Annotated in this window: 1 protein-coding gene; it reads right to left on the reverse strand. The window is 71.4% G+C overall.

From position 1 onward, the window contains the following. A partial coding sequence (locus ACWCSD_RS50480; protein ID WP_449926638.1) for an RHS repeat domain-containing protein occupies positions 1–3,080 on the reverse strand: 3,080 nt, incomplete at both ends.

A 3,080-nucleotide genomic window follows, 5' to 3' on the forward strand; every position in this document is an offset into this window, starting at 1 on the left:
CGCCGCTTGGCCGCCGCGATGGCCGCGCGCCGCGCCGCCGCCCGGGCCGCCGCGAGCGCCGCCCGCCGGGCCGCCGCCTGCGCCAGCTTCCTGGCGATGATCCGCGCCGCGATGCGCGCCGCGATGCCGACGGCGATCCAGAACAGCTGGCCGTCGGGGTCGCTCATGCTGACGGGGCTGTTGTTGGCGTAGGCGTAGGCGTTGAGCTGCTGCGGGTCCTCCTCGTCGATGATGGGGTCGACCGACAGGAAGCGGCCGTTCTTCGGGTCGTACTCGCGCGCGCCCAGGTGCACGAGCCCGGTCGTCGGGTCCTTGGTGCCGCCGACGAACGACCGCTGCCCCGGCCACCATGGCGGCGGCGATCCCCGGTCCTCGCCGAACGGCGTCATCCGCCGGACGGCCAGCTCCCCGGTGCCGCCGTTCACCGCGGCCTGCGCGGTGCCCTGGTGGTCGGCGGCCAGGAAGTAGACCTGGTTGTCGGGCGTGCGGACCGCGATCGGCTCGCCGTTGATGGTGTAGTAGCGGGTCTGCTCTACGGCGTCCTTGGCGAAGTCGAAGCGCAGTTCCATGTCGTCCACGTACAGGGTGGCGTCCGTGGCGGTCTTGCGCAGCAGCCGGTCGCCGTCGGCGTCGTAGAGGAACGACGTCGTCTTGCCGGCCTCCGTGACCGACTCCAGGTTGCCCTCGGCGTCCCAGACGAGGGTCTGGTCGGACGTGCCGACCTTGCGCCTGGTGGTGTTGCCGGCCTCGTCGTAGGCGAACAGGTCGGCCCCGATGCTCTGCACCGCGTGCGGCTGCTTGGCGCCGGCCGCCGGGTAGACCGAGGTGCGCACGGTCTCGGCCGCGCCGCCCCAGGCGTGCTTGGTCTCCTTGACCCGGTTGCCGGTGGAGTCGTAGGCGTAGCTGACCGCGTACGGCGCCACGCCGCCGATCTTGTCGGAGGCCGGCGTGCCGCTGGCGCAGTCGTCGTTGGCCGTCCACGCCGAGGTCATCCGGCGCAGGTGGTCGTAGGTGAAGCACTGCGTGTCCTGGCCGCCCGCCCGTTCGGCGATCTTGGTGATGTTGCCGGCGGCGTCGTAGGCGTAGTTGAGGTCGAGGTCGGTGGCGGCGGCGCCCTCCCGGTCCAGCCGCATCCTGGTCAGCCTGCGGGTGGACTCGTCATGGGTGTAGGTGAGCCAGGTCTTCTTGCCGCCGGAGCCCAGCTCGTACTGCAGGGTCTCGCCGAGCTTGGAGTAGCGGGTCGCGGTCACGTACGACGACAGCCCGCTGACCTTGGTCGGCTGGCTGAGCTCGTCGTAGGAGTAGACCACCGACTCGGCCTCCAGCCCGCCCCCGGCCGGGAAGCTGACCGACTGCACCTGGTCGTCGAGGGTGTAGCGGGTGTTGAGCACGTACGAGCCGGCCAGCTTGCCCTCCCGCTCGGGGACGGTCACCGTCTCGCGCAGCGTGCGGTAGTCGGAGTCGATGGCGTTGATCTCCGCCTTGTACGCCTGCCCGCCCGCGTACCGGATGCTGGCGTTCATGTGGCCCTTGGCCAGCGCGTCGTACTTCCACTCGGCCAGCAGCGCGCCGGTGGCCGAGCCGTCGCGCAGCTCCTTCTTGCGGCCGAGCTCGTCGTAGACGTACCAGAGGGTCTTGCCGCGGGCGTCGGTGGTGCTCACCAGCTCGTCGGCGTCGTTGTACGTCATCGTGGTGACGCCCTTGTCCGGGTCCTCCGTCTTGATCTCCCGGCCGCGCACGTCGTAGTGGTGGCGCCACACGTTGCCCGCGGCGTCGGTCACCGTGGACAGCCGGCCGGCGGGGTCGTAGGTGTACTTGGTGGACTCGTACGGGCCCGTCGGGGTGGCGCCCTTGTACTGGCGCAGCTCGATGAGCCGGTCGTCGGCGTCGCCGATGCGGGTCGTCGCGGTGCCGCCCGCCGGCGGCGTGATGTTGACGCGGTCGCCCTGCTGGGTGGCCGAGACGCGGTACTTCTCCACGCCCTTGGCCTTGAGGATCTGGGCGTTGACCTCGCCGGCGCCGTCGAAGACCGACACGACCTGCGTGGGCACGTCGGTGTCGGCGACCGCGAGCAGCTCGGTGGCGGGGGTGCCGGTGGCGAAGTAGCCGGTGTTGGACTTGCTCACCTCGCCGAGCGAGTTGTAGAAGGTGTCGGTGATCGTGCGCCCGTCGCGCAGCGCCGGGTCCTGCGTCTGGTCGTCGCGGGGGGCGGGTTCCTGCGTCTGGCGCTCGCGCATCAGGCCGTCGTACAGCTCGTGGCTGACGGTGTAGCCGCCGTCGGCGCGCAGCGTCTTGGTGGTGACGACGCTGGGGCCGTCGGTGCGCATGGTGTAGGCGTACTCGGTGCTGGGCGACTGGCCGGCGGCCTTGCTGCGGTCCGGCTGCCAGACCTTGACCAGGCGGCCGAGCGCGTCGTGCTCCATGTCGGTGCGCCGGCCGTTGGCGTCGACCTCGGCGACCGGCTCGCCCCAGGCCGGCTCGACGAGGGTGCGCTCGACGTGGCCGAGCTGGTTGGTCTCGACGATCTCCGTGGCCTGGGCGCCGGTGGCCGGGCTGTAGGTGATGGTGGACTTCGTCCCGACCGGGCCGGTCTCGCTGGTCTCGCGGCCGTAGACGTCGTAGGTGTGGGTGCTGTCGGTGACGGTCGACCCGTCGGCCGCGCCGAGCTGCTGGACGGTGGTCACGTCGCCCTTGGTGGGCGCCTGGCCGTAGGCCTTGTTGTCGTACTGGACCCGTTCGTCGGAGATCACCTCTCCGGCGGCCAGGGCCGAGACGGCGGTGCCGCAGCCCGCGGCGACCTTCTGGATCCTGCTGGCGTAGTCGAGCATCCAGGCGGTGTCGTTGCGGGCGTAGGTGTAGCGGGTGCACTGGTCGTCGTCGGCGGTGGCCAGGTCGCCCTTCTCCTCCACCTGGGTGAGCAGGCCCTTGGCGTCGTACGAGCGCTCCTCTCCGGTACGCCGCCACGCCCCGCCCGCCAGCGCCGTGCGGGTCACCATCGACTTGGGCTCGACCACGTAGGCGGTCTTGGTGACGCCGCCCTGCGTGGACTCGGCGGTCTTGAGCGACCACGGCTCCTCGGC

It is taken from the genome of Nonomuraea sp. NPDC001684 (assembly GCF_053596515.1).